Annotated in this window: 7 protein-coding genes and 1 tRNA gene; 3 read left to right on the forward strand and 5 right to left on the reverse strand. The window is 30.3% G+C overall.

Translation table 11 applies throughout. The features are described 5' to 3' along the window. The first annotated feature begins 109 nt into the window (after positions 1-109). Positions 110-622, forward strand: a complete 513-nt coding sequence (locus tag OJ995_RS12755) for an NUDIX hydrolase (RefSeq protein WP_264369780.1) — start codon at positions 110-112, stop codon at positions 620-622. Here OJ995_RS12755 and OJ995_RS12760 read toward each other — a convergent pair. Further along, positions 619-1,227, reverse strand: coding sequence for a YkgJ family cysteine cluster protein (locus OJ995_RS12760; RefSeq protein ID WP_264369781.1), 609 nt, complete (start codon positions 1,225-1,227; stop codon positions 619-621). The two genes, OJ995_RS12755 and OJ995_RS12760, sit on opposite strands and share 4 nt — an antisense overlap. 181 nt (positions 1,228-1,408) lie before the next feature. Here OJ995_RS12760 and OJ995_RS12765 point away from each other — a divergent pair, with 181 nt between their 5' ends. Next, a complete protein-coding gene (locus OJ995_RS12765) occupies positions 1,409-2,155 on the forward strand; it encodes a heavy-metal-associated domain-containing protein (RefSeq protein ID WP_264369782.1) in 747 nt (248 codons plus the stop codon). 29 nt (positions 2,156-2,184) lie between these two features. On the opposite strand, the gene OJ995_RS12770 is transcribed toward OJ995_RS12765, so the two are convergent. After that, a tRNA-Arg gene (locus OJ995_RS12770) sits at positions 2,185-2,258 on the reverse strand. A gap of 69 nt (positions 2,259-2,327) precedes the next feature. On the opposite strand from OJ995_RS12770, the gene OJ995_RS12775 reads away from it, so the two are divergent. Beyond that, on the forward strand, positions 2,328-2,840 hold the full coding sequence (locus OJ995_RS12775) for an adenine phosphoribosyltransferase (RefSeq protein ID WP_264369783.1): 513 nt from the start codon (positions 2,328-2,330) through the stop codon (positions 2,838-2,840). On the opposite strand, the gene OJ995_RS12780 is transcribed toward OJ995_RS12775, so the two are convergent. The 3 genes from OJ995_RS12780 to OJ995_RS12790 are packed head-to-tail and all read right to left on the reverse strand — an operon-like array spanning position 2,837 to position 5,437. After that, positions 2,837-2,977 carry an SsrA-binding protein gene (locus tag OJ995_RS12780; RefSeq protein WP_264369784.1) on the reverse strand — a complete coding sequence of 47 codons (141 nt, stop codon included), beginning with the start codon at positions 2,975-2,977 and terminating at the stop codon, positions 2,837-2,839. The genes OJ995_RS12775 and OJ995_RS12780 overlap by 4 nt on opposite strands. A 59-nt stretch (positions 2,978-3,036) precedes the next feature. Continuing rightward, positions 3,037-5,076: a M56 family metallopeptidase gene (locus OJ995_RS12785; RefSeq protein ID WP_264369785.1), complete on the reverse strand. Its 2,040-nt coding sequence runs from the start codon at positions 5,074-5,076 to the stop codon at positions 3,037-3,039. A gap of 1 nt (position 5,077) precedes the next feature. Next, positions 5,078-5,437, reverse strand: coding sequence for a BlaI/MecI/CopY family transcriptional regulator (locus tag OJ995_RS12790; protein ID WP_264369786.1), 360 nt, complete (start codon positions 5,435-5,437; stop codon positions 5,078-5,080). Between the last annotated feature and the right edge of the window lie 181 nt (positions 5,438-5,618).

Consider the following 5,618-nt stretch of genomic DNA (forward strand, 5'->3'; position numbering starts at 1 on the left):
TCACTAATCACTAATCACTTTGCACTAATCACTAATCACTAATCACTAATCACTAATCACTAATCACTAATCACTAATCACTAATCACTAATCACTAATCACTAAAAAAATGACTTTTTTCAAATTTTGTCCGAGTTGTGCTTCAACCCATTTTACGTTTCCAGATAACCGTAGGTTTTTATGTGATGATTGTGGTTTTACGTATTATCATAACATAGCGGCCGCTGTTGCGATTGTTTTTACGTTTGAAGATAAAGTATTGTTTACGGTTAGAAATGTAGACCCAGACAAAGGAAAATGGGATTTGCCTGGCGGATTTATCGACCCAAATGAAACGGCAGAAGAAGCCGCTTGTAGAGAAATAAAAGAAGAATTAGGTGTAGAAATTTCAAATAGCGATTTGAAATATATCACAACATCTCCAAATAATTATTTATACAAAAACGTTCCCTATAGAACAATGGATATTTTTTACGAATGTGAATTAAATTCCGATGTAATTAAAGTAGAAGCAGAAGACGAAATTCAGGAATTGATTTGGGTAAAGCGTTCGGAAATTGATTTGAATCAAATAGGTTTTGTTTCGATTCGAAAAGTGATCGGTGAAAAATATTTAGGTTAAGCACAATTAAAATGACCATTTGGCATTGGACGATAGGCGTAATATTGTAATACTTCTTCAATAGCTAATTTGAGAGCTTTATTTATTGGAACAATTACATTTCCCAATTGAAAATCGATTTGGGATAAATTCATGTAGTAGTCTGTAAAAATAGGAACCGGTAAACCTTTGTTGATTAATTCGGTTGATTTATTATAATTTTCAGCTTGTCCTTCCTTGATAATTTTGCATGTTGCCAATCGCAATTGACCATATTTATCGGTATTTGCTCCAAATCCAAAAAGGCGACAAATTAAACCTCTGTATGGATAATTACTGCATTTTCCATTATCGCCATTTAATAAAGATAACGGTTTGTAAATATAGCAAGCTACAGAATTTTCTTTGTTTAATTTCAGTAAGACTTTTTCAGCTTCACCATTTAAAAATAAATGAAATGCCCATGGTAAAAACTCAAGGGGAGACGCGTCAATTTCTGGATGATTGCAACATTTTCCACAACCTGCGACACAACTTAGCTTTGTATGTCCTCTAAATTCTGATATTTCTACATCAAGTTTTTGAAATAATTCTTCTACCTGCAACACCCGCTTTTCTATCGACATTTATTTTTTTTTCCAAGGTAGTCGAATAAACAATGGCTTGTTAGAATTTTGTCTTAAAATCTAAGTTTTGCTTAAATATTGAATAAAAAGGTTTTAATAATATTAGTTTTAAAACCAATACTCTGGTTATATTTTCATAAATTTATAGGGTATAGGATAATATCGATCCAAAAATAAACTTATGACACATCAATATCAAATTACAGGAATGACATGCTCCAACTGCGAAGAGAAGGTAAAATCGGCCTTAATGTCTTTGGATCACGTAACAGATGTTGTTATTGCAAAGGAAACAAATTCAGCCACTATTACAATGGATGCAAAAATTTCTCTAGTTGAACTTCAAAAAGTCCTAGATACAAAATATCAAATTCAAGTTCTTACTTCATTTGGTGCAACTGAAGAAGAAGAAAAGAAGAGTTGGTTTGAAACTTATAAACCTATTTTGTTGATTTTTTTCTACATTGCATTAGTAACTTCAATCATGGCTTTTGACACACTGAAAGGGACAAAAATGTCTTTTAGCGAATTGGCTATGAAATGGATGAATCATTTTATGGGTGGATTCTTTTTGACTTTTTCGTTCTTTAAATTGTTAAATTTAAAAGGATTTGCAGAAAGTTATGTTATGTATGATGTTATCGCTAAAAGGATTCCAATTTGGGCTTATACATACGCTTTCATTGAACTAGCTTTAGGTATAGCTTATTTATTGAACTTTCGTCCGTTAATAACTAACTCAGTTACACTTGTTGTAATGTCATTAAGTATATTAGGAGTTTTGCAATCGGTGCTAAATAAAAAGAAGATTCAATGCGCTTGTTTAGGTACAGTTTTTAATCTTCCTATGAGCACAGTAACCATTATTGAAGATGCTTTGATGATTGTAATGAGTGGTTTTATGGTAGTTAGTCACTTAATGAAATAAAAAAAGCTCTGTAAAAACAGAGCTTTTAGTGACCTCGACTGGATTCAAACCAGTAACCTTCTGAGCCGTAATCAGATGCGCTATTCAGTTGCGCCACGAGGCCTTAATGCGGGTGCAAATATAGAGATAAATGTGTAAATTGCAAACCAATTACAGAAAAAATATATAAAAAATGAACTTAGAAAACTATATCCGTGATATTCAGGATTTTCCGAAACCAGGAATTGGATTTAAAGATATTACACCTCTATTAAGTAATCCTGATGCGACTAAAGCTTGCTTGGAATTGTTAGCCAGTACGTTAGCTGATAAAAAGATTAATAAGGTAATAGGAGTAGAGAGTCGTGGTTTCTTTTTTGGGATTTTATTGGCTCAAAAATTGAATGCGGGGTTTGTTCCTGTTCGTAAACCTAAAAAGCTGCCTTTTGATACCATAAGCGCTTCATATGCTTTAGAATACGGTACCGATACTCTAGAGATACATACAGATGCCATTCAAAAAGGGGATAGAGTTTTAATTCACGATGATGTTTTAGCTACTGGAGGAACAGCAAAAGCGGTTTGTGAGTTAGTAGAACAATTAGGTGGTGAAATTGTGCAAATGAATTTCTTAATGGAATTATCGTTTTTAAATGGAAGAGAAAAATTAGGAAGCAAAGAAATTTTTGCAGCTTTAACCTATTAGTCTAACGATTTTACCGTTACCCAATAGCGGTAAGCAATAATTGCTTTTTGCCAATTTTTAGCTTTAATAGGATCTAAACCTTGTTTGGTAAAACTTGGTAAAAGTGCTTTGTTGAGTTTGGCTAATATTTTAAACATCGAATTATTTTTGGCAAATATAGTAAAATAAAAAATCCCGATTCACTCGGGATTTTTTGTTATTTGGTTTCAATAATTATCTTTTTGATTCTTTTCTTTTCTTTTGGAGACATTTCATCTTCAATGATGATAAGATCTTTAATCTTTTCAAACTCATAATTTTTAAAGAAATCAATATTGTCTTCAAGAATTTTACCTTTAAATTCTAATTTTAATTGATTTAAATATTGCGTTGGGTAACCAGGAAATTTAATTTTATCACCATCAAAAACAACTACAACATCTCCACTTTTAAGTTCAATAGTTTTGGGTTTTCCTGAATCAGTTTTGCTTTTTTGTATTTCAGTTTCTACTTCTTTCCAAGTACCTCCCGAAATAGTTTTGATATTTCTCTTTTGAATTTCAATTGTTTTTTTGCCGTTATTGTTATTAATATTTATGGTTTCAATATTTTCTTTTTCGATTTTGTCTAATTCTTCTTTTGTTGATTTTTTACCATTGATATAAATTTCTGCATCTTCTGGTAACCCGCTAGAATTTTTAGTTATAATTTTAATTTCTTTTTTGATATTACCCTTATTTACATCCACTGATTTGATGATATTTGCATCTATTCTTTTCATTTCATCCTCAGAAATCATTTTTTCGTCAAGATAAATAATGGTTTTTGGTTCGTCTGAAATGGTAGAATTTCCTTTAAAAATCATAATTTTTTTTCCGTTCTTTTCATTCTCATTCATTTCGATGGCACCGTCTAATTCAACGATTTTATCTTTCATTTCCTCCTTAGAATATTCTTTCCCATTTATGATGTAAATCACTTCATCTGTATCTGATTTTTTTATTTCGATAGTTTGAGCATCATTCCATTCTAGTTGATCAGCATCCATTTTCGCAAAAACGGTTGAAATGTTATTTCTGTCGAAACCAATATTTCCTTTTCCGTTTTCATTTATTTCTTTAAAAAAGCGAATAGGTTCTATAGCTTCTTCTCCCTTAATTGAAATTTTTCCTGAAGTTTTATCACTATCTTCAAACTTGGCTTCTAAAGAAGTGATTTCATTTTTAGCATTTCGTTTAATTTTTGAAATTTTTAAGTCTATATTATGCTCTTTTTTTAATAATTCAGTTTCTTCTTTTATTTGCTCATCTGTTGTATTTTTATCAATTACAAATTGAATTAATTTATTGGTAATTGATTTTGAAATTGTAACTTCCTTTACTTGGGCTACCGTTTCAATTTGAAACAGTAACATAAAACCTACTAATAGCGGAAGAATGGTAGCATACTTCCAAACATTCTTTTTGTTGGATTGATTTGTGTGTAACATAACGATTCGTTTTTTGATTAATGATTGATAAAATTGATTAGTAATACTTAAGTCGTGTTGATGAGTCACAACTTTTAATAATGTTCTTTGATATAAATATTTGTTTTCGATTTGCTGAAAAGTTTCATTATCGGCAATAAATTCGAGGTTTTGTAACATGGCTTTTCGGTACAACCAAATAATTGGGTTTACCCAAAAGATAGCACAAAACACTTTTCCGATTAGTACATCAAATGAATGTTTTTGTTTTACATGAATGCCTTCGTGTGTTAAAATATGTTGTAATTCTACATCGGTAAACTTGTTTTTATTTATCACAATGTAACTAAAAAACGAAAACGGATTTTCAATCGTATTAAGTTCTACCATGGTATATTGTGAATTTTTATGTTGTATGAGGTTCCGAATTTTTTTAAAAAACGAAATCACTTCAATTCCTATTTTTATTAACAAAAACAACGAAATTACGGCATAAACCCAACCCAAAATAAGTGTCCAATCTAATGCAGTTTCTTCTACTGGAAGTGCTACTGAATTGAATGTAACTGTGCTTGATTCTAAATTAATTTCTGGAAGTGGAGTAGGTGCCACCCAAATGGTTTTGGTAAATGTGATTAATGGCATAATTATAGACAAAGCCAAACCACTAATCAAATACCAACGATTTGAAGTAAAAAAAGTTTCTTTTCTTAAAAACAAAACATACATCAAGTAGAACAAAACAATGAGTCCGTTTACTTTTAGAAAATAAATTAGTAGATTTTCCATACTATTTCTTTTTTTCGATTAACGCTAAAATTTCACGAAGTTCGTCTGCCGAAATTTTATCTTCTTCAGCAAAATAGGAAACTAAATTTTTATACGAACTATTAAAATAATTATCAATAGCTGTATTCATAAACGTTTTTCGATACTCTACAAGTGGAACGATTGGAAAGTATTGATGCGTTTTTCCGTAAGCAGTATAACTTACATAGCCTTTTTCTTCCAAATTACGAACAATAGTAGAAAGTGTGTTATAATGTGGTTTTTCGTCGGTAATTTCTTCCATGATGTCTTTTACAAAAGCTTTTTTTAGCTTCCATAAAATGTGCATGATTTCTTCTTCTTTGTTCGTTAATTTTTGCATGACTTATCGTTTTGATAAATCAAAGATAAACTATTTTTATAGTTATACAACTGTTTTTGTAGTTATTTAACTAAATTTTTAGTTTTTAGTTTTACTAACTGTTTCATTTTCTACTAATTTTATAGTCCAAACAAATAGTAAAACACCAATAATTCCGAGTGTTCCCATAAAAAGCCAATTG

It is taken from the genome of Flavobacterium lacisediminis, assembly GCF_025909975.1.
Classification (GTDB): domain Bacteria; phylum Bacteroidota; class Bacteroidia; order Flavobacteriales; family Flavobacteriaceae; genus Flavobacterium; species Flavobacterium lacisediminis.

What these genes read in the sequence shown, in the direction of transcription:
- OJ995_RS12755 (WP_264369780.1), top strand. Translation starts at nt 110, where the DNA reads ATGACTTTTTTCAAATTTTGTCCGAGTTGTGCTTCAACCCATTTTACG.
- OJ995_RS12760 (WP_264369781.1), bottom strand. Translation starts at nt 1,227, where the DNA reads ATGTCGATAGAAAAGCGGGTGTTGCAGGTAGAAGAATTATTTCAAAAA.
- OJ995_RS12765 (WP_264369782.1), top strand. Translation starts at nt 1,409, where the DNA reads ATGACACATCAATATCAAATTACAGGAATGACATGCTCCAACTGCGAA.
- OJ995_RS12775 (WP_264369783.1), top strand. Translation starts at nt 2,328, where the DNA reads ATGAACTTAGAAAACTATATCCGTGATATTCAGGATTTTCCGAAACCA.
- OJ995_RS12780 (WP_264369784.1), bottom strand. Translation starts at nt 2,977, where the DNA reads ATGTTTAAAATATTAGCCAAACTCAACAAAGCACTTTTACCAAGTTTT.
- OJ995_RS12785 (WP_264369785.1), bottom strand. Translation starts at nt 5,076, where the DNA reads ATGGAAAATCTACTAATTTATTTTCTAAAAGTAAACGGACTCATTGTT.
- OJ995_RS12790 (WP_264369786.1), bottom strand. Translation starts at nt 5,437, where the DNA reads ATGCAAAAATTAACGAACAAAGAAGAAGAAATCATGCACATTTTATGG.